The sequence below is a fragment of the Sphingomonas sp. NFX23 genome, from assembly GCF_049887795.1.
Lineage (GTDB): Bacteria > Pseudomonadota > Alphaproteobacteria > Sphingomonadales > Sphingomonadaceae > Sphingomonas.
In genome coordinates, this window is record NZ_JAGEKH010000010.1 from 125,502 (window position 1) to 145,611 (window position 20,110).

The window sequence follows — 20,110 nt, forward strand, 5'->3', positions numbered from 1 at the left end:
CCGGCAAGGCCGACACTCGGCGGCAGTACTCGCGCAGGAGTGCGGTCGAGGATCGTTGATGTCGCTACGCGTTGCTTTCGCCCTCATGCTGGTTGCAGCGCCCGCCGCTGCACAGCAGGCCCCCGTCGTGGCGCTCTGGCCGAACGGCGCGCCCGGATCGGAAGCGCGGCGGACCGAAGCCGAGACGGTGAAGGACAGCTATGTCAGCAACGTCCACAACCCGACGCTGACGATCCACCGCCCCGCCCCGAGCCATGCCAACGGTGCGGCGGTGATCGTGGCGCCCGGTGGCGGTCACCGGATGCTGGTGTGGATCAACGAGGGCGAAGTGCCCGCGAAGGCGCTCAACCGCTACGGCGTCACGACGTTCGTCCTAAAATACCGCCTCGCGCGCGATCCCGGCTCATCGTACGATATCGAGCGCGACGCGGCAGCCGATCTGCGGCGTGCGGTCCGATGGGTCCGCGCGCATGCGAGCGACTACGCGATCGATCCTGCCCGGATCGGCGTGATGGGCTTTTCCGCAGGCGGCGAACTCGTGTCGCTCGTCGCCGACAACCCCGCGCCCGCACAGACACCGACGGACTCGATCGACCGGGTGAGTGCGCGGCCGGACTTCCAGGTGCTCGTCTATCCGGGGCCGCTTGGCACGCCGGCCAAGGCCGTCGCAAACGCGCCGCCCGCGTTCCTTGTCGCGGGGTCGCTCGACCAGTGCTGCGCGACATCGGCGATGGCGCTGTATTCGCAGCTTCGCTCGGCGGGCGTTTCGGCGGAGTTGCACCTTTACGCGGACACCGATCACGCGTTCAATCTCGGCACGCGGTCGGAGCGCATCTCGATCCAGCACTGGCCCGATCGACTGGCGGATTGGCTCGCCGATGGCGGCTGGCTCATTCCACGCGGATTGGCAAAGATGCTTCCAGTTTCTCGAAAGGAACCCTGATGGAATTCGGCAGGCGTGATCTCCTGGTCGCCGCGGCAACACTGGCCGCCACATCGAGCGGCATGGCGCGTGCGGCGCCCGACCGGAAGCTCGGCTATGCTATCGTCGGACTCGGCTATTACGGGTTGCAGACGATCATGCCGCAGTTCGTCAATTGCGAGCATTCGCGCGTGACTGCGCTGGTCAGCGGCGACCGGGCCAAGGCGCTCGCGACTGCGGCCAAATACGGCGTGCCCGAGCGGTCGATCTATACCTACGCCGACTTCGATCGCATCCGCGACAATCCCGACGTCGACATCGTCTATGTCTGCCTGCCCAATTCGATGCATGCCGAATACACCATCCGCGCGGCGAAGGCCGGCAAGCACGTCATGTGCGAGAAGCCGATGGCGGTCTCGGTCGCCGAATGCGAGGCGATGATCCGGGCGTGCAAGACCGCCGGCAAGAAGCTGATGATCGGCTATCGCTGCCACTTCGAACCGTTCAACCTGGAGGCGATGCGGCTCGCCAAGTCCGGTGCGGCGGGCAAGATCCGCTACGTCCGTTCGGAGCATGGTTTCGTCCAGGGCGATCCGAACAAATGGCGGTTGAAGCGCGCCTTGTCCGGTGGCGGGTCGCTGATGGACATGGGCATCTACAGCCTGCAGGCCGCGCGCTACATGACCGGCGAAGAGCCGATCGCGGTCACCGCGCGCGAATCCACCGACCGCCGCGATCCGCGCTTCCGCGAGGTCGAGGACATGATCGAATGGACGCTCGAATTCCCGTCGGGCGCGATCGCCGGATGCCAGTCGATGTACAGCGCCAACCAGAACCATATCCTGCTGATGGGCGACAAGGGCCGCATCGAGCTGGAACCGGCGACGCGCTACGACGGCAACAAGATGTGGACCGGCCGCGACGGACGCGAGACCGCGATTACCAGTCCCCCGCCCGGCCCTGGCAAGACGCAGTTCGCGGGGCAGCTCGATCATCTGGCCGAATGCATCCTCGACGGGCGCGAACCGATCGTCTCGGGCGAAGAGGGTTTGCGCGACATGCGGATCGTCGAGGCGATCTATCGATCGGTGCGCGAAGGCCGGACGGTGAAGCTGTGATGCGGCCGTTGCTTGCGGTCGTGCTGGCTATTGGCGCGACCTCCTCCCTGCCCGCACAGACTGCAGGCGATCCGACGAGCTTCGCTGCATCTGCCGACGTTCGCGCGCGGATCGTTGCGTTGGAGAAGGCGATGAAGCCGGGCCAGGGGTTCGCCATGGCGCCGCTGGTGCAGGCGGACGGGACGAGCGCCGCGCTCGAATATTGGAAGGCGCCGGGCAAGCCCGCGGTGCATCCCGACGAGGCCGAATATGCGACCGTGATGGCGGGATCGGGGACGCTCGTCTCGGGTGGTACGCTGGTCGCGCCGAAGCTGCGCTTTCCGGGGCTGGTCGAAGGTGATCGGATCGAGGGTGGCACGACGCGGAAGCTTGCGGTCGGTGACGTGTTCCTGATCCCGGCGGGGACGCCGCACTGGTTCGGCATCGATGGCAAGCTGGTCATGCTCGGAACGAAGATTCGGACGTCAGGTCAGCGGAAGCCCAGCCAGTAGAGCAAGCCGATATTGACCGCGAGCAATGGCAGCGCGGTCGGTATCTGCGCGCGGATGACCGCGTTCTTGTCCTTGAGATCGAGCAAGGCGGCGGGGACGAGATTGAAGTTCGCCGCCATCGGCGTCATCAGCGTGCCGCAGAACCCGCTGAGCATGCCGATCGCCGCGACCACCGCGGGGTCGCCACCGTAATGGCGCACGAGCAGTGGGATGCCGATCGCTGCGGCCATCACCGGGAACGCCGCGAACGCGTTGCCCATGACCATCGTGAACAGCGCCATGCCGAGCGTGTAGGCGAGCACTGCACCGATCAGGCTGCCCTCGGGGATCGCGTGGCCGGCCAGACCGCCGACGACGTCGCCGACGCCGGCGAGTGCGAACACTGCGCCGAGACTCGCGAGCATCTGCGGGAGCACGGCGGCCCAGCCGATCGCGTCCATCAACCTGACGCCTTCCGCGAGTGGTGTGGCGATGCGGGGGCGGAACCACAGGTGCATCGCGACCAGTGCGATCAGGACGCCGCAGGTCAGCGCGACGAGCGTCGCTTGCTTGGGGTCGACGAGGCTCGGGACTGTGCGGAACAGGACCGTTCCACCGAGTGCTGCGGCCGGGATGATCAGTGCGGGGAGGAATATCCGGTTGCCGTGCCGGGTGGCTTCGGCACGCCGTTCGTCGAGCGTAGTCGTAGCACGCCCGCCCCTCCCCATCGCGCCCGAGCCGGCGATCGCGACCAGGGCCAGGACGAGAACGCCGTTGCCGACGTCGCCGAGCTTCCCACCCAGCAGGAAGCTGATCGCCAGCACTGCGTAGAACGCGGCATTGCCGAAGCGCTTCGGGTTGGTGCGATCGGTTGCGCTCAGGACTGCGAACGCTGCGAACATTAGGCCGGCAACGCCGTAGATGAAGCCGGTGCCGATCATCGCGCGCGCGCCAGTCGACGGTCGAGCAGCCACAGGCGGAAGCCGTGGATCAGGAATGCGGCGATCGCGGTCGGGATCGCCCACATAGAGAGGTGGAGCGGCTGGATGACGATGCCGTATCCTTCGAGGACGCCCTTCATCAGCAGGATCGAACCGATCGCGATGAAGATGTCCTCGCCAAAGAAGAGCCCGATATTGTCGGTTGCCGCGGCCATCGCGGGGATGCGGTCGCCGCCGGGCGTGACGCCCTGCGCTTCGGCGGCGGCTTCGGCCATCGGTGCGACCAGCGGGCGGACGCTTTGTGCGGGGCCGGCGATCGAGGTCAGGCCTAGCGCTGCGGTGAGCTGGCGGAACAGGAGGTAGCCGGTGAGAAAACGCCCCACGGTCGCGCCCTTGAGCTTGCCGATCGTGAGCCGGGCGCGTTCCTGCAATCCGTGTCGTTCGAGCATCCCGATCACTGGGAGGACGATGTAGATCACGGTGACGTAGCGGTTCTCGTTGAATGCCTTCCCGAACGCGGCGAGGATCGCGAGCGGCGCGATGCCGGCGGCAAGACCGGTGACGAGCGCGGAGACGGCGACGACGAGCAGCGGGTTGAACCGGAGCAGGAAGCCCGCGACGATCACCGCGATGCCGCACAGGACCAGCATCGTCGCTCAGCGCGCCTGCTTGGCGAGGTCGGCATCGAACGCAACCTTGGCCTTCGCGACGATCTTCGGGAGCAACGTCGGATCGACGAACGCGGTCCTGTCGCCTGCTTGGCGACGTTTGCCCTTGGGTTTGACGTCGGCGAGTTCGGGGTGCGACGGGAGGACGATGTCGGCGTGCAGCGTGCCGAGCATGGCGATGCTGCGGCGGTAGTCGGCGACGATGCCGGGATAGGCATGGTTGCCGATCAGGTGGTTGCCCGCGACGCTGACGCTGCACGGGAACACGACGTCGAGCGGGCGCGGCTTGGCCGGGATCTGCATCGTCCAGGTCGTGCAGCCGAGCGTGTGCCCTGGCGTGGCGCGTGCGGTCAGCGTGGTGGTGCCGAGCGTGACCGTGTCCCCATCGCGGACGCCACGATCGACGTGGACGGGCGGGAAGCGGATGACGCCGTAGTTGGTCTCGCCGGGCGGTACGCCGGTTTCGAGCGCGCGGACATCGCGAGCGCCGGCGACCACGCGAGCGCCGGTTGCGCGCTTAAGCGCAGCGACACCCGCAGCATGATCGAAGTGCGCGTGCGTGACCAGGATCAGCTTTACGTCGCGCGGGCGTACTCCAGCGGCGGCAACGTTGCGTTCGATCATGCCCGCATTCTCGGCGAGCGTGCCGTCGATCAGGATCGCGCCGGCCCTGGTCTTGATGAGGTAGGCGGCGATACCTTCGCTGCCGACATAGGTGATCGGGCCGGCGATCGGGAACGGGGCTTGGGCGCGCGTCCAGGCAGGCGGGTCCGCCGCACCGAGTAGCAGCGGTGCGCTGGTGGCGATCGCCAGTGCGCCGATCACCGACCGTGCGCGAGAGCTTAGCGATCCTCCCCCGCAAGGGGGAGGTGACAGGCGTAGCCTGACGGAGGGGGCGGTCAGCGGTAACCTCTGCATCTTATCCTCCCCCTCCGTCTGGCAAGTGCCAGCCACCTCCCCCTTGCGGGGGAGGATTACATGCTTCGACTTATTCCCACTCGATCGTGCCGGGTGGCTTCGAGGTGTAGTCGTAGGTCACGCGATTGATGCCCTTGACCTCGTTGATGATGCGGGTCGCGACGCGCGGCAGGAAGTCGCCGGGGAACTGGAACGCCTGTGCGGTCATGCCGTCGGTGGAAGTTACCGCGCGCAACGCCAGCACGTTGTCGTAGGTGCGGCCGTCGCCCATCACGCCGACGCTGCGGACCGGGAGCAGTACCGCGAACGCCTGCCAGATCGTGTCGTAGAGCCCCGCCGCGCGGATCTCCTCGAGATAGATCGCATCCGCTTTCCGCAGAATGTCGCAGCGTTCCTTGGTGACTTCGCCGGGGATGCGGATCGCGAGGCCGGGTCCGGGGAACGGGTGACGGCCGACGAAGATCTCGGGCAGCCCGAGTTCGCGCCCCAGCACGCGGACCTCGTCCTTGAACAGCTCGCGCAACGGCTCGACGAGCTTCATGTTCATGCGCTCGGGCAGGCCGCCGACATTGTGGTGGCTCTTGATAGTCACCGACGGCCCGCCGGTGAAGCTGACGCTCTCGATCACGTCCGGGTACAGCGTACCCTGCGCGAGGAACTGCGCGCCGCCGAGCTTCTTCGCCTCGGTATCGAACACGTCGATGAAGGTCTTGCCGATGAACTTGCGCTTCAGCTCGGGATCGGTGATCCCGGCGAGGCCGCTGAGGAACAGCTCCTCGACGTTCACGTGGATCAGCGGGATGTTGTAGGCACCGCGGAACAGGCTGACGACCTGCTCGCTCTCGCCCGCGCGCATCAGGCCGTGATCGACATAGACGCAGGTGAGCTGCTCGCCGATCGCCTCGTGGATCAGCACCGCCGCGACCGCCGAGTCGACGCCGCCTGACAGGCCGCAGATGACGCGGCCCTTGCCCACCTGTGCGCGGATCTCGGCGATCTTGGTCTCGCGGAATTCGGCCATCGTCCAGTCGCCGCTCAGCCCGCAGACATGGCGCGCGAAGTTGGCGATCAGCTTGCCGCCATCGGGGGTGTGGACGACCTCGGGGTGGAACTGCACGCCGTAGAAGCGTCGCGCCTCGTCCGCGACGATCGCGTAGGGCGCGCCGGTCGAGGTGGCGACGGGGGTGAAGCCGGGCGGGATCGCGTCGACCTTGTCGCCGTGGCTCATCCATACCTGGTGGCGCTCGCCCTCCGCCCAGAGGCCGTCGAACAGCGCGCAGTTGGACTTGACCTCGATGAAGGCGCTGCCGAACTCGCCGCCGTCGCCCGAGACGATCACGTTGCCGCCGAGCTGTGCGGACATGACCTGCTGGCCGTAGCAGATGCCGAGGATCGGGATGCCGGCCTCGAAGAAGCGCTGCGGGACGCGCGGGGAGTTCTCGGTGGTGACCGATGCGGGGCCGCCGGAGAGGATGATGCCCTTGGGCTGCATCCGATCGAACGCGGCCTCGGCGGACTGGAAGGGTGCGATCTCGCTGTAGACGCCAGCCTCGCGCACGCGGCGGGCGATCAGCTGGGTTACCTGGCTGCCGAAATCGACGATGAGAATGCTGTCTGGGTGCTCCATGTCGGGCGCATAGCCGGATGAGCCCCGTAACGAAAGAGGCCGCGCTCCCCGGATGGGAAACGCGGCCTGCAATTCGAATACTACTAGGCGGGGATTATGCCGCTTCGTTGTAATCCTCGTCCGACATCACCGGACCCGAATCCTGGCCCTTTGCCGAGACGTCGCGGTCGACGAACTCGATGACGGCCATCGGCGAGGCGTCCGACATGCGGATACCGGCCTTGATGACGCGGGTGTAGCCGCCGTTGCGATCCGCATAACGGGTCGCGAGCGTGTCGAACAACTTGATCAGCTGCGCATCGTCGAGCAGCTTGCCGTGCGCGAGACGACGGTTGGACAGGCCACCCTTCTTCGCGAGCGTGATCAGCTTCTCGACGTAAGGACGCAGTTCCTTCGCCTTGGCGATGGTGGTGGTGATCTGCTCGTGCTTGATGAGCGCGGCGCTCATGTTGCGGAAGAGAGCAAGACGGTGGGCCGAGGTCCGCTGAAGCTTACGGCCGCCTACGCGATGGCGCATGTTTAATACCTTTTCGTTCGTTCAGGGGCCGTGTGAGGTACCCGGGAGCAGGCAGTGTTGCGGCCACCGCCAATCGCCGTAGTCCAAAGGTCACACTAAGGTTACGCCAACGACGCTCCCTCAGCCTTTCCCTCAATTGTCTCCCCGCGAAGGCGGGGATCCAGTCTGGGCACCCGCCTTCGCGGGTGAACAAGAAATCGGGACCGATCTTACTCGGCCCCGAACCACTTACCCCATTATTTCCTGCTCAAGCTTCTTGGCCATCTCTTCGATGTTCTCAGGTGGCCAGCCGGGGATTTCCATACCCAGGCGAAGACCCATCGACGACAGCACTTCCTTGATCTCGTTCAAGGACTTGCGGCCGAAGTTAGGCGTACGCAGCATCTCGGCTTCGGTCTTGCCGACCAGATCGCCGATGTAGATGATGTTGTCGTTCTTGAGGCAGTTGGCCGAACGCACCGACAGTTCCAGCTCGTCGACCTTCTTGAGAAGGTAACGGTTGATCTGCTGGGTGTCGCCTGCTGGCTCCGCACCACCGGCAGCGGGTGCTGCCTGGCCGATCGGGGCCGACGAACGCGTCACCGACGAATCGTCGAAGTGGACGAACAGCGCGAGCTGGTCCTGGAGGATGCGACCGGCATAGCCGACTGCGTCTTCCGGGGTAATCGTGCCGTCGGTTTCGATCGTCAGCGTCAGCTTGTCGTAATCCAGGTCCTGACCGACGCGGGTCGGGTCGACCTTGTACGACACCTGACGTACCGGCGAATACAGTGCATCGACCGGGATCAGACCGATCGGCGCGTCGGCCGGACGGTTTGCGGTCGCGGGCACATAACCCTTACCGATGTCGGCGGTCAGCTCCATGTTGAGCGTCGCACCCTCATCGAGGTGGCAGATCACGAGATCCTTGTTCATGATCTCGATGTCGCCCGAGACAGCGATGTCGCCGGCCTTGACTTCACCCGGACCCGTTGCCGAGAGCTGGAGGCGCTTCGGCCCCTCGCCCTGCATGCGGATCGCGATCTGCTTCACGTTGAGGACGATGTCGGTCACGTCCTCGCGGACGCCGGCCAGAGACGAGAACTCATGTAGCACGTTCTCGATCTTGATCGAGGTGACGGCCGCGCCCTGCAGCGACGAGAGCAACACGCGACGCAGCGCGTTGCCGAGCGTCAGGCCGAAGCCACGCTCGAGCGGCTCGGCGATGAAGGTCGCCTTGCGCTTGGTGTCGCCACCGGCCTTTTTCTCCAGGCCGCTGGGCTTCTTGAGTTCCTGCCAGTTCTTTGCGTTGACAGACACATGCTTCCCCTAATTTGGGGGCCGACGGAAAGGACTTCCGCCGGCCATTAAAATGCATCCGCGACGCACGTTCGACCTGATCAGGGACGACCGCGCGCGGACAACGTCGGAGAAATCAGACGCGACGACGCTTCGAAGGGCGCACGCCGTTGTGCGGGATCGAGGTCACGTCGCGGATCGACGTGATCTGGAAACCGACTGCCTGAAGCGCGCGCAGTGCCGATTCGCGACCCGAGCCGGGGCCCTTGACCTCGACTTCGATCGTGCGGACGCCGTGCTCGGCGGCCTTCTTGCCGGCATCTTCCGCTGCGACCTGGGCCGCGTACGGAGTCGACTTGCGCGAGCCCTTGAAGCCCATTGCGCCGGCCGACGACCACGAGATCGCGTTGCCCTGGGCATCGGTGATCGTGATCATGGTGTTGTTGAAGCTGGCATTCACGTGAGCGACGCCAGAGGTGATGTTCTTGCGCTCGCGCCGCTTAATGCGCTGAGGTTCGCGTGCCATGGTGTATTTCCTGACCTGTATCTGCGTGACGCCGGGCGGCCCGTTGGGACCAGCGCCGGCGGAGTAATCCATTGAAAAAGTGGATTACTTCTTCTTGCCGGCGATCGGCTTGGCCTTGCCCTTGCGGGTGCGCGCATTGGTATGCGTGCGCTGGCCGCGGACCGGGAGGCCCTTGCGATGACGCAGGCCGCGATAGCAGGCGAGATCCATCAGGCGCTTGATGTTCATCGAGGTCTGGCGGCGCAGATCGCCCTCGACGGTGTGATCGGCGTCGATCGTCTCGCGGATGTGCAGGACTTCCTGGTCGGTCAGGTCCTGGACGCGTGCGGTATCGGCGATGCCGAGCTTCGCGACGATTTCCTTGGCCTTGGTCGAACCGATGCCGTGAATATAGGTCAGCGCGATCACCACGCGCTTGTTGGTCGGGATATTAACACCCGCGATACGTGCCATGAACTTGGTTCTCCTGCTCCACGAGGTCCGGCATGGCTGCACAGACCCCATCTCTTAGCGATGAACCGAAACGCACGATAGCGACGAACGCAAACAAGCGCCGCCGGAACCGTCGTGTCGGGGAGAGTTCGAATAGGCGCGCGCTAACGCAGTGTCAAGCGAGCGGTTCCGCGGCAGGCGGCACGGCTTGGCGCATCTTGAGCCAGCGGCGGAACGAGACGACCGTCCAGATCAGCTCGACCACCCCGAACGGCCACGCACCCTGGAGGAAACCGTAGATCGACCCGAGCACGCAGCCGAATGCGAAGCCGAGCGTCCACCAGTGCGAACCGGCTTCCTTAGCGTAGCATAGCAGGGTGAACGATACCGCGGCTAGGCCGAATAGAGAGAGTGCGTCCATTTGCGACGCTGTGCCCCCATTAAGAAAAAAGCGCCATGCCCTCACCCGCCATTCACCACGGGAAGTAGAGCGGCGCCACGCTATAGCGATCGAATTGACGCATTTACGAAAAAGGCCTCCGCCAACCGGCAGAGGCCTTTTCCATTACGCGAGGCGCGATTTACTTCTCGCCATTGTCCTTCACGCCGATCGTCGGAACGTCGACGGTTTCCGTCTCGGTCTTGACCTTCGGGACTTCGACCTTGGTCTTCGACGTTCCAACGACGACTTCCTTCGAGTCCATGTCGACCTTGGGCAATGCCCCGCCCTTGACCGAGACCTCGGGAAGCGCGCCACTCTTGGTGACGTTCGCGCTCCAGAAGCCGGTGGCGAACAGCAGGCCGACGATCACGACGATGACGAGCAAGACGATGGCGATCGTGGTACCCGGGCCGCGGCGTTTCACGACGACGGTATCGGTGGTGCGGTAATCTGACATTATACTCTCCCTGTTACTGTCCGGAAAACACCCGGAAGAACAGGTTGTTCCGTCGGCGCAACGGTAGGAGCGAAAGCCCGCATTTGTTCGCCGAATCTACCTTGAGTATCTTGCGCGCGCCGGGCGTTTACGGCCGGACAGCATTCCGATGTGGCCGCGCAAGTTTCACCCAAGTTAAGGCCACAATTGCAACCGCACGTGCTGACGGTGAACGTTCGGAATGGGAAGGGATGCAGACCGTCCGCTTTGGGGAGCGAACGGCTGGTTAGCTGCCGTCCCTCCGTGTAGGGTCAGGCAATGTTTGACCGATATCCGCACATCGGCAGTACTGCGTTTGACCGTGCAGGTGACGGATTCGTCTATTATTCGAACGCGTGGTCAAAAGGCGTTTTCGTCTCCGCGACCGCCCGAAACGCCTATCTTTTCGGACCTAGATCGGAATGGTTCGACGCACTTTTAGATCGTGAAGCAACGGTCGCTCGCCGACCGTATTGGCGCAGCCTTCGACGAATGCTGACGGCAATCCTTTTCCGTTACGATCCCGCTGAGGTGGATGCCTAACTCTGTTGTTGGGAAACCTCGTCGGTAGGCAGAACGTCCGAAAGTGGGCGGAAGCGGTCGTTCCCCGGCGGTTCCGGGACCTTTACTATGACCATAGAGCAAAATTCGTAAGCCGTTCACTTGCGCCCAAAAAGCTTCTCGATATCCGAATGCGCGAGCTTTACCCAAATGCAAGCATGTGGCGCACACGCAAAACCGCGTTTTTCGCGCTAGCCCCGCCCGCGCCAGCGTCCGATCAGGATGCCTACGAATAGTCCTAGCGCGATCACCGCTGCCGAGTAGCACCAGATGAAAGCGTAGCTAGAAGGCGACACACTTAGCGCCGCGCCTTGGGCGAGCGCGGTTCGCTGCATGCCGTTGGCCACGAACATGACCGCGACGACCGCCGCCAACGCAACGCAAAGTGCTTTCAGCCAAGTAAGGCGAGGTCGTCTGTAGCCGACGAATGCGAAGACTAACGCTAGCGGGATCATTGTTGCTTCGTGTCCATCATGGGAGGCTATGACGAACCGAACAGCTTAGAAAGCCCCCTACCCGCGCAATCGCTGCTGCAACCGTTTCCAGTGGCGTTCGTCCCGCCCGTAGTTCGGAAAGCTAGGCGGATTTGGAGTTGGCACGATCCGCGATGGCCTTGCACCGCACGCGCTGCACCGAAGATATCCCGGCAGGCATTCGAGCGCCGAGTTCAACCGCTTTACGAAACACCATCGCGCCAAGATATCGCGGTGAACGACGCCCTTGCGCCCGCACTGGCCACAGATGCAGCCGACATTCGCTTCATGCTTGGCGAAGCCCCCTAGCGTCCTGAAACGCGTGTTGCCCATGGGGTTACCAAGGCAACGCCATTTGCGCCGCCTCGACATTCACCGGAAACAATGCCGAATAGACATGCTGCGCGAGTTCGAGCCGTGCATCTGCCCGCAAGCCTTCTCGTGGCGCGGTAAGCCCTACCAGCGCCCACGCGGGAGCATCCTCGATAAGTTCGGCGATCCGTTCGGCTGTGATGATGCCGCCCACGGCTATTGGACCGTCTGGTAAGGATCATGCCCGCGCCGCCGTAGCTCTGCTTCAAGCGGCTTTAGCAGGATTTCGGGACCGTCTTCGACGGACTGCGATAGGATCACCTGTAGCTCGTAAACCGAGAAACGGGCGATGTTCTCAAGAATCGGGTGCTGTTCCATGCCCCGATCTTACAGGAACAGATAGGGAACACCAGCCCTCTAGGCGATTAGATGGCGCATCCATCAGATACCCGCCCGTCTCGAAATGATTTTTCGTTCCGGTTTTACCCCCTTGCGCTTTCCGTGTTCCGCGAAAGTTCACGCGTCGCGAATATTCCGCTCGACCAAGCCGCACCCGAACACGACGAAGCGAGCCACTGGCAAACCCGTCAGCTACTTGCTGTTTGGCACGCTTTGTCGCAAAGTCTCTGAGTTGCGTTCGGGGGTGGACCCAATCGCCGGTAGAAAAACCGGCGAATGTTACACAATAACACCTGATTTGGTGAAAGGCCGCGCTATGCGCTACGAACGCGATATCCTTTATACTGCCACTTTGCCTGCGCCAGCTACTTCGGCTGCTTGTTCGGCTATGACAGTCCGATTGGCTGTTATTACGGTTATGTTGACGGTGCGGTCAACATTATTGTTTTGGTCGTTAAAATGGTCGTTGTCCTGTTCGTTGGCTTTTTCGCTAACTTCGTCGTTTATGTTGGCATTGTCCTTTAGGTTGGCGTTCCTGCTATTCCGGCTCTTACCAGCGTTAATGCGTTCATTGCTCCGTTCGAGTTCGTTGCGATGAAACCAACGGTTCCTGAAAAAGTGAAGCGTCCGGTCGTTCCACGCGTTCGCAAACCCGATAAACCGATCCATCGCCTTATTGATCGCATCACGATCACGGTTGATGTGGCTAAGTGCATCTACGCTAGCGCGGCGTTCGTCGGCGCTACGAATGTGCCAAGCGTTGCAGGCGTCGTTATGCGCTCGTTAGGGATGCACTAATCGGGAGCGCCATCAGCTAGCGCGTCCGCGATCTGCGATAGGCAACCCTGCCGGTACGCGTCGGGTTCGCTTGGGCAGGAACGCCCGTTCGTCAATCCGCGATCAAGAGCAAGCCGCCTGCCCGCCCGATACGGTCCACAATCAGCCCCGCTACAAACGAACTCCCGGTAATCATCCAGACCGTGCCGAACCAAAAAGGCGCGTTGCCCAGACCGATGGTTCAGCCATAGGCCGAGCGATCCCAAGACGATGACGATTAGAACGATTGCCTCTTTCGATTGGCGAGACTTCCGCCCCACCCCTTCAATCGTCAATGCCACGTTCCTGCATCGCCACCGCCAAGGCGTCCTGCCAAGGATCGCCCGCTTCCGCATCGCTCGCCTCATACGCGGCTAGCACTTCGACATCGGACATCCGCGCGATACGGTCTTGAAGCTCTAGCGCGGTCGCTTCGTGTTCGTGGTCCTGCATCACTCTTCCTCGATACACACTAGGCGTAGGTGGCGTGGCGGTGGTCGTCCTTCGAGCATCCACGCATTTTCAGGATCACTCAACACATTGGATATGGCTTCGAACCACATCGAGCTTTCAAAATGCGCCTTCCGCTTCTTCGGGTCTGCGCACTGTTCGGAAAGGTGTTCGTGTTGCAGCGCTGCGCGGTACAGGCTTGGAAACTTGGGTTCAGTCATGGCCACCCCCGGATTCGGTAGCGGGATTATTCCGCAAGCCCGAAGGTGGATCAAGCCCGTTACGGCGTTCCGTTGCCCGTCGCTGTAATGCGTGCTGCGGCGATTGTGGCCTTCTCTGCGGCTTCCGATGCCTCTTGCTTGGCTCGCATCTCCCGAACGCGCTTAGCGGCTTCCTGTGCCTTCTGCGGGTTCTCTTCGATCAAAACCAAGAGCATCGTAAGGCACTGATCTAGATTGTTCATGCGATGGCGCATGGTTGAGATGTCGCTAGCGTGCGTAACGCGTTCGAACTCGATACGCGCTTCATACATGCCGCGCTGATCTTCTAGCCGCTGCTCTAGCCGAGTAACACGCGCGCTATGGTCGGCATCTTGTTTAGCGAGTTCGCCCATAAGATCGGCTCGAAGGCTGTTATCGCCATCGAGTTTAAGCTTCGTCATCGGAACGCGGGTCTTCCACATGACACCTATCAGCGCCAAGAAACCGGACGAAAAAACGAAGCTCATAAGGATTGATCCCCATGTTAAGCCAGTCTGCGCTACTTCGATTGGTGTAACGCCGCTCATTTTGCAGCACCTTCATAGCGCCAAAGCGTGCGGAAGAACGACACCGCTAGAAGTGTCGAGAACGCGTACAGCCCCGCGAATAGTTCGACGGATTCGGGAAGATACCAGCGAAGGCTAAACGCGGCGAATAGGAAGCCGGTAGCCGAGATTAAAGCGCCAAGCTGATCGAAGTACCGGTAGTTTCCCTTAAAGATACGGACGAACGACGTTAGGCGCGATATGCCTACGCCAAGCCAAACTACCATGCTGATAGCTCGAAGGATGTCGATTAGCGTCATGACGGATCAACCGGAACCGGCTGCGCTGGCGTGTTATCGATAGTTACCGTGCGAGTAGACGGAAGCTTGATAACGCCGATTAGTCCGACGATGATGCCACCGAAACCCAAGGCTTCGGTGTAGCGAGATATAAAGGCTGGGCCCGCTACTATCGTAGCGAGATAGCAGATAGCCGCCAGCGTTGCATAAAACGCATATAGTTGCGACTTTTCCATTACGCTTCCGACGTGTTGCTTTCGGAAGGTTCAACCGGCAACGGCTGAACATCTTCGGTAGTCGGTTCTGCCGCAACGGACACGCCGAGCATTCCCGCCAGATAGTCAAGAATCCGAACAACCGCCATCAGGTGCGAACCTACCGATTCGTCACTGGCGTATTCGTCCTGAACTTCACGCAAGGCCCCTAGAGTTGTCTTGTAGGCGTCACTCGAAGCGATAGCCTTTATGTTCGCTAGATGTGCTTCCTGCGCTAGGCGAGCGGCTTCGAACTGTTCTGCACGGTAAGCCATTACGGCTTTTTCCATGCCTTCGATTTGTGCGGGTGTGTAGGTCTTTTGAGTCATACGGTATTTATCATTGGGGGCGCGTTACCACGCCCCCATACCGGTTCATCATTCTACCGTGTTGATACTGACACCCTGTCTTACAGTCCCGCCACCGGGCGTAATGCCCGAAGATCGTGCAAGCGTGGCGGTGTATTCGCGGTTGTTCGTGTTCCGAGTTGAATCGCTATAGGTGAACACGATTGATGCCGAACTTGTAATGGTCAACTGTCCATCTTCACCCGCGCCCTGATTTGGTTCAGTCCCAAAAACCGAGAAAACAACCGAGTTGGTGGTCTGTGCCTGAACCGGATTACCGTCCTTCGAAAGAGTTAGTGTGGAAGTCCCGTTATCTCTAACTTGGCTTCCCGACCAACTACCCGAACCGTTATTGACGCCGCCATAGCTTGCGGCGACATTTCGGAAGTTCTGAAGACCGGCTTGGGTTCCGGCATAGTAGGCAACCTGTGAGGTGTTGTAGGACCAACTCACATTGATAACGACAACACCACCATTCGAACTAATCGGCCCAGAAGTTGCGGTAACGCTCGCCTGAACCGAAGGATTAGTGTTGCTCGTGCGCAAAGTTCCCGCGAGCAATGCACCGCCGAAGTATGCCTGTCCGTCCGTTCGAAGATATGACTTCGCGTTCGCTTCCGAACACGCCGAAATCGCCATGTTTGGACCGAACCATTCGATGAACTGATTCGTGGTTCCAAAGCCCGTTCCTTGCACCTTCATATAGCTTCCGTTGGTTGATACGATGCGCCCCGAACCCATGAACAAGTCGCCAGCAATCGAAACATTGCCACCGGCAACCGTGAAGGTTGGTGCGAGAATACCACCCGAAGAGTTCATGAAGCGGATTTGCGATGCCGCAAGATCGATCTGCGAGCTATTCGTAACACCATCGGCTTTCAGCGAGACGATAGCGCGACCATTGCCAGCCGAGACATCTTGCTGAAGCCACGCCATGTTCTTACCTGATAGGGTCGAGATAGCGCCCGCCTGCGTGGTAACCCGCGCGTCTAGACCCGCGACCTTACCCGACTGGATTTCTTGCTGTGTAGCACGACGCGGCCCAACCTTATGCCAAGTAAGAAGCTTTTCAGCGCGCGCGCCGAAGCCTGCCCACTGCGTCATAGCATACATACCAACCGATGCAGTCGAAGCCGGAAGCGTTACCAGTTCCGTAAAGCGATATCGCGATCCCGCCATACCGTCGCCGGTTGCGGCATCAGGCGAGATATCCGACTTCATCGAACCGAAGTTAAGCGGAGTATCTTGGACGATTCCACCGTTGGCATCGAACGCGCGGAACAGCACGCCGGAGCCGTAAAACGATCCGCCATCTAGGGTGACTTCCGCATCAACCACATAGGTGCCAGACTTCAGCGCGGTAAACCCGTTGTCGAATCGAGCATCAGAGTAAAGACCGGTTTCGGCTGCGCCATTGGCTGCGTATTGCTGGAAGCCATAGCGCCCAACGATACCGATCTTCCGGTTATTGGCAGAGTTACCCCACCCGCTCCAATAGGTTGGAATGGCTGCTGCGTCTGGCCAGTCGCTGAAGGTTGCGCCCCTGTTCGCCAGACCAGACGACACAGCCGCCGAGAGTGTCGCGCTCGTGGTTGCAAGTGCGGCTTGCGAAGTCGCCGTTGCCGCCGCCGTAGTTGCAATGCCAGCTTGTCCGAGAGACTTGTCGCTTGCGGCCTGTGCGTCTAGCTTCGACTGATTTGCAGCACTCGCATAATCGCCAGCCTTACCAGCGCTCGCGCTAGCGGCCCCTGCGCTAATGTTCGATGCAGACGCGAAGTCCTGCGACTTCGCCTCACTCGTGATGTCTTCTAGAACAAAGCTTTTTAAGCGCCATTGCTGATTCTGAGAGTCATTGTTGTAGCGGAATAGGCCACGAACACGGATTGAGCCGTTTGCCAACATGTCATCGTCATTGTAGTCAAAGACGCTGACCTGAAAGCCGTTGTTATCGCCCCAGCCGGGACCACTGCCCGGAATGACATAGTTTGCACCCGGCGTGAAGTTACCCGCCATGTTCACATTCAAACCGATGAAATACAGGGTGCAGTTAGCCGAAGGAGCGCCAGCCGCATTGATGACATTCCACACAGCGGTAAGACGATGGCGCTTACCCTTAACAAGCGGGATCGAAGCCAAGTGCGCGATATCATTGAACCCGCCGCCAGTAGCCCGGAGAACACCTGTATCGGTCTCGAAGTTGTAGTGTGCAGGGATAGCCTTATCGCGCGTATCCGGTCCGCTATAGTTTGCGGACCAAAACAGCGAACCTTGCGAGAAATCAGAAGGCAGGGTCGAAGCAACCGTAGTGGTAGCGCCCCTGTTCGCAGTAGCCGCCAGCGCCGCACTACTCGTGGCGGTGTTAGACGATCCTTCAGCATTGCTAGCGCTGATAACGGCTGCATCACGCGCGGCTTCAGCGCCACCCTTCGCAGTGACTGCCGCCTGTCGCGAAATCTCCGACGCCGAAGCGCTCTGTTCAGCGCCCTTCGCGCTAGCGGCGGCAGATGCTGAACTATCGTTCGATGCCTGTGCCTTGTCCCGCGCGTTCTTCTCGCTCGTGATATCTTCGAGATACAGCGCGTTAATATCCGAGATACCGCCCGCAACGCTATCGTAGTTCAAAAACGCAAGAGGCTGAACAAACTTGGTCGCGGCTGGAAACGAACTGCCGTGTCGAAACATTGGCGTAGCTTCAGGGTAGGAACCCGAATATTCGTTAGACACCGTTGGGACGATGGTTCCACCGGGCCGAATAATCGGCAGAATCTGTGGCATGTAGATGTTGCCAAGGAATGCCTTTTGCGCGTCGAAACAACCAACGCCCACATAGATTGTCTGTGCAACGCCGTGAACGACATAGGCGGTAGTCAGTCGGTAGGTTCGGCTGATATCTACCGGGATAAACTGTTCAGAGGTAACCGTCCCAGCTACGCCAGTATTCGAACGATAGCCAACGCCTTGGTAAAGGTTGCCGTAGTAGACGCCGGATCGTGTAAAGCCGACATCGCCCGCCGCAAACATACCGTTGGTCGAAAGACCACGAGTAGCACCCGCCGAAGCCGCAAGCTTCTGACTTGTAGCCGCGCTATTCGAGGAACCCGCCGCGTTGGACTCACTGATAGCTGCCGCTGCGCGTGAAATCTCCGCCGCACCCGCTGCTGTTTCCGCCTTAGTCTTCGAGCCTTCAGCCGCGCTTGCGCTCTGGCCTGCCAAATCCTTCGAAGCTGTTGCGGTAGACGCGCTAGCAGAAGCCGCACTTGCCGAGCCTGCCGAAGCAAGCTGCCCTTCTACATCTTCGATATAGAGAAGTGCGATTTCTTCGGCGGTGCCGCTCGTGCGATACATAACACGCATAAATGCGGTTCCAGCGGGTGCCCCATAAGTGCCCCCGCTTCCATCGCTGCTAAAGTCGCGGCTCAACTCCTGCCAACCGGCTGCAACCGTAGTTGGTCCCATTGCAGTTAGCGTGACGACATTACCGGTAAGGATAGTTCCGTTAGCATCGAAGAACGAAGCGAAGAGATAGTGGTGGCTGCTCTGTGGACCGTCTTCCGTCATACGGAAACGAACGAAAGCGCGGTAACGCTTACCGGGCTGCATTCTAATCGGTGCAACCGGATGAATATGGAACGCGCCCGCGCTGCTCACACGAAGTGTTCCGGCAACCGATGTGATCGCCACCGACTCTGTTGTCAGTCGCGTGGTTGGTCGGAAGGTGTTGTAGTCATTGTAAGACCACAGGCTCAAAGCCGCGCCGGGGCTTCGATCCGCGTTTGCTATCGTTGCCGCGCCATCAGATGCAGCACGCGCGCTTACACCCGCCTGCGTCGAAGCGGTTGCAGCACTCTTGCCTGCTTCGGATTCGCTCGTGCTGGCGTTTGAGGCGCTTGTCTTGGCTTCCCCCGCGCTTGTCTTGGCGTTGGTCGCGCTCGTGCTAGCCGCTGAAGCTTGGTCGCCAGCATCTTTCTTCGATGCCGCTGCGGTAGACGCGCTAGTAGCGGACGCCGTTGCAGATGCGAGCGCCGCTTGCTCGCTCGTGGCATCGAACATTTCAAGCGCCGAAACGCTTACGATGGCGTTCAACGCGGGGTAGGACGGGTAGACGATAGGCGCGACCAACGAACCGTTGGTAGGAGCGTCTAGAATGACTTCATACCACGCCCACGAGGTTGTAACGGCAACTACCGCTTCAGTGTAGTAAGGCGTTGGCGGGTTCGTTGACTGCCCGTCATCGGTAAAGGCCATGACGCGCATAAGCGTGTTCGCGCCCGCGCGATCCGCCTTGGCGCGCATTCGCACCTTCCACTTCTTACCCGGTGCATTGCTGGATACGCCGCGACGGAGGATGTTCGCAAAGGTGCCAACCGAGGCGTTGCTGAACACATACGCACCATCGATCACCGTGCGAGGCAACGGCGAACTAAAGTAGACTAGATTGTCTTCGAACGTCGTCGGGAAGGTACGCTTCGCTGCGGTCTCTGCCGCTGTCTTTGCCGTCGCTGCCACATTCGAGGAAGTCGAAGCGCTCGAAGCCGATCCAGACGCATCACTAGCGCTCTTTGCGGCCTTGCCCTCGCTGGCCAATGCTTCACCCGCCTTCGTGCCTGCCGTAGCTGCACTACCGCTTGCCGCCTCCGCCTTCTGCCCTGCCAAGTCTGCCTTGGTTGCAGCACTCGAAGCCGATCCAGACGCGGCAACCGCGCTGGCATCCGCCGCCAGCTTGGCTTCGACATCTTCAGCATAGAGCAAAGCAATGTCGGTAGGCGTGCCGGAAGAACGATACATGACACGGAAGAACGCCGTGGTAGCTGGCCACTGCAAAGTTCCCGCCGCACCATCGATGCTCAAAGTCTGTGCGAGTTCAACCCAACCAGCCGCAACGGTGGTCGATTCGATACGCTTTGCCAAGACGGTGTTACCCGTCAGAAGTTCTCCCGCTGCGTTCCAGAAGGTGATATAGAGACAATGGCCGTTCGACTGCGGACCATCTTGCTGAGGTGGCCCCCTAAATGACCTGACAGGGCCCCGCTCTTAGATAAGAGTGAGGCATATGACTGACGGTACGACCAGGCGTTACAACGATGGCGAGGTTCTCTCCGGTGTTCAGCGCCGGAGGCGGT

The 20,110-nt window shown here is 61.1% G+C and carries 21 protein-coding genes; 3 read left to right on the forward strand and 18 right to left on the reverse strand.

Annotated features, from left to right (window positions below; genetic code table 11):
• Positions 1–58 precede the first annotated feature (58 nt).
• From J4O76_RS22405 to J4O76_RS22415, 3 genes are read left to right on the forward strand one after another with little or no spacing between them, the layout of a single operon-like run.
• Positions 59–943: an alpha/beta hydrolase gene (locus J4O76_RS22405; protein ID WP_426284329.1), complete on the forward strand. Its 885-nt coding sequence runs from the start codon at positions 59–61 to the stop codon at positions 941–943.
• Positions 943–2,040, forward strand: coding sequence for a Gfo/Idh/MocA family protein (locus J4O76_RS22410; protein WP_426284330.1), 1,098 nt, complete (start codon positions 943–945; stop codon positions 2,038–2,040). Before J4O76_RS22405 ends, J4O76_RS22410 begins: the two co-directional genes overlap by 1 nt.
• Positions 2,040–2,531: a cupin domain-containing protein gene (locus J4O76_RS22415; protein WP_426284331.1), complete on the forward strand. Its 492-nt coding sequence runs from the start codon at positions 2,040–2,042 to the stop codon at positions 2,529–2,531. Before J4O76_RS22410 ends, J4O76_RS22415 begins: the two co-directional genes overlap by 1 nt.
• Here J4O76_RS22415 and J4O76_RS22420 read toward each other — a convergent pair.
• The 18 genes from J4O76_RS22420 to J4O76_RS22505 all read right to left on the reverse strand — a co-directional run bounded on the left by J4O76_RS22420 (position 2,510) and on the right by J4O76_RS22505 (position 19,898).
• Positions 2,510–3,451 carry a DUF979 domain-containing protein gene (locus J4O76_RS22420; RefSeq protein ID WP_426284350.1) on the reverse strand — a complete coding sequence of 314 codons (942 nt, stop codon included), beginning with the start codon at positions 3,449–3,451 and terminating at the stop codon, positions 2,510–2,512. The genes J4O76_RS22415 and J4O76_RS22420 overlap by 22 nt on opposite strands.
• Positions 3,448–4,101: a DUF969 domain-containing protein gene (locus J4O76_RS22425; protein WP_426284332.1), complete on the reverse strand. Its 654-nt coding sequence runs from the start codon at positions 4,099–4,101 to the stop codon at positions 3,448–3,450. The genes J4O76_RS22420 and J4O76_RS22425 overlap by 4 nt, the downstream gene beginning before the upstream one ends.
• Positions 4,102–4,107: 6 nt before the next feature.
• Positions 4,108–4,944 carry a subclass B3 metallo-beta-lactamase gene (gene bla / locus J4O76_RS22430; protein WP_426284333.1) on the reverse strand — a complete coding sequence of 279 codons (837 nt, stop codon included), beginning with the start codon at positions 4,942–4,944 and terminating at the stop codon, positions 4,108–4,110.
• A 163-nt stretch (positions 4,945–5,107) separates the two neighbouring features.
• Positions 5,108–6,664, reverse strand: coding sequence for a glutamine-hydrolyzing GMP synthase (guaA, locus tag J4O76_RS22435; RefSeq protein WP_426284334.1), 1,557 nt, complete (start codon positions 6,662–6,664; stop codon positions 5,108–5,110).
• 94 nt (positions 6,665–6,758) lie between these two features.
• Complete coding sequence (gene rplQ, locus J4O76_RS22440) at positions 6,759–7,181, reverse strand: 50S ribosomal protein L17 (protein ID WP_426284335.1); 423 nt, start codon at positions 7,179–7,181, stop codon at positions 6,759–6,761.
• A 228-nt stretch (positions 7,182–7,409) separates the two neighbouring features.
• Positions 7,410–8,480: a DNA-directed RNA polymerase subunit alpha gene (locus tag J4O76_RS22445; protein WP_031395236.1), complete on the reverse strand. Its 1,071-nt coding sequence runs from the start codon at positions 8,478–8,480 to the stop codon at positions 7,410–7,412.
• 115 nt (positions 8,481–8,595) lie between these two features.
• Complete coding sequence (rpsK, locus tag J4O76_RS22450; RefSeq protein ID WP_031395237.1) at positions 8,596–8,985, reverse strand: 30S ribosomal protein S11; 390 nt, start codon at positions 8,983–8,985, stop codon at positions 8,596–8,598.
• A gap of 84 nt (positions 8,986–9,069) precedes the next feature.
• Positions 9,070–9,438 (reverse strand): 30S ribosomal protein S13, encoded by a 369-nt coding sequence (gene rpsM, locus J4O76_RS22455; protein WP_056015521.1) that lies wholly within the window; start codon positions 9,436–9,438, stop codon positions 9,070–9,072.
• Between the two features lie 154 nt (positions 9,439–9,592).
• Complete coding sequence (locus J4O76_RS22460; protein ID WP_426284336.1) at positions 9,593–9,838, reverse strand: hypothetical protein; 246 nt, start codon at positions 9,836–9,838, stop codon at positions 9,593–9,595.
• A 160-nt stretch (positions 9,839–9,998) separates the two neighbouring features.
• Entirely contained in the window at positions 9,999–10,316 is a 318-nt protein-coding gene (locus tag J4O76_RS22465) for a hypothetical protein (protein WP_056482681.1), read from the reverse strand.
• Positions 10,317–11,705: 1,389 nt separating this feature from the next.
• The gene (locus J4O76_RS22470) at positions 11,706–11,894 is read right to left on the reverse strand and encodes a DUF6771 family protein (protein WP_426284337.1); all 189 of its coding nucleotides are present in this window, start codon (positions 11,892–11,894) and stop codon (positions 11,706–11,708) included.
• Between the two features lie 524 nt (positions 11,895–12,418).
• Entirely contained in the window at positions 12,419–12,748 is a 330-nt protein-coding gene (locus J4O76_RS22475) for a hypothetical protein (RefSeq protein WP_426284338.1), read from the reverse strand.
• Positions 12,749–13,180: 432 nt separating this feature from the next.
• A complete protein-coding gene (locus J4O76_RS22480; protein WP_426284339.1) occupies positions 13,181–13,348 on the reverse strand; it encodes a hypothetical protein in 168 nt (55 codons plus the stop codon).
• On the reverse strand, positions 13,348–13,566 hold the full coding sequence (locus J4O76_RS22485; RefSeq protein WP_426284340.1) for a hypothetical protein: 219 nt from the start codon (positions 13,564–13,566) through the stop codon (positions 13,348–13,350). The genes J4O76_RS22480 and J4O76_RS22485 overlap by 1 nt, the downstream gene beginning before the upstream one ends.
• 59 nt (positions 13,567–13,625) lie before the next feature.
• On the reverse strand, positions 13,626–14,072 hold the full coding sequence (locus J4O76_RS22490; protein ID WP_426284341.1) for a hypothetical protein: 447 nt from the start codon (positions 14,070–14,072) through the stop codon (positions 13,626–13,628).
• 56 nt (positions 14,073–14,128) lie between these two features.
• Positions 14,129–14,410, reverse strand: coding sequence for a hypothetical protein (locus tag J4O76_RS22495; protein ID WP_426284342.1), 282 nt, complete (start codon positions 14,408–14,410; stop codon positions 14,129–14,131).
• Between the two features lie 214 nt (positions 14,411–14,624).
• A complete protein-coding gene (locus J4O76_RS22500; RefSeq protein WP_426284343.1) occupies positions 14,625–14,972 on the reverse strand; it encodes a hypothetical protein in 348 nt (115 codons plus the stop codon).
• Positions 14,973–15,020: 48 nt separating this feature from the next.
• Positions 15,021–19,898 (reverse strand): hypothetical protein, encoded by a 4,878-nt coding sequence (locus tag J4O76_RS22505; RefSeq protein WP_426284345.1) that lies wholly within the window; start codon positions 19,896–19,898, stop codon positions 15,021–15,023.
• Positions 19,899–20,110 lie beyond the last annotated feature (212 nt).